Source organism: Mangrovimonas futianensis, assembly GCF_021245805.1.
Lineage (GTDB): Bacteria > Bacteroidota > Bacteroidia > Flavobacteriales > Flavobacteriaceae > Mangrovimonas > Mangrovimonas futianensis.
Genome location: NZ_JAJJNF010000046.1, coordinates 1 through 315 on the forward strand (window position 1 = coordinate 1; position 315 = coordinate 315).

General features: G+C 49.8%; 1 pseudogene. It reads right to left on the reverse strand.

From position 1 onward, the window contains the following. Nucleotides 1-315: pseudogene (locus LOK78_RS16465) on the reverse strand (hypothetical protein); the annotation flags it as partial.

Below are 315 nucleotides of genomic sequence, written 5' to 3' on the forward strand. Positions count from 1 at the left end.
ACTGATAGCTCTCTCCTTCTGATGCGGTCAACACAGCAGTACTTCCTTCACAGATGGTTACATCATCTCCTGCAGATACAACCAATTCTGGTGTCTCTGGTTGGGTCACTGTAACCGTTACTGAATCTGCGGAAGAACATTCGCCGGTTGTTACCGTTACCTCATAGGTCATGGTTGCCGATGGGCTTACCTCAATACTTTGGGTCGTTGCCCCGTTGCTCCACTGATAGCTCTCACCACCGGTTGCGGTCAACACAACGGTGGATCCTACTTCCATACTCACATCTGTTCCTGCATCAGCAGTTGGTAAGGCAT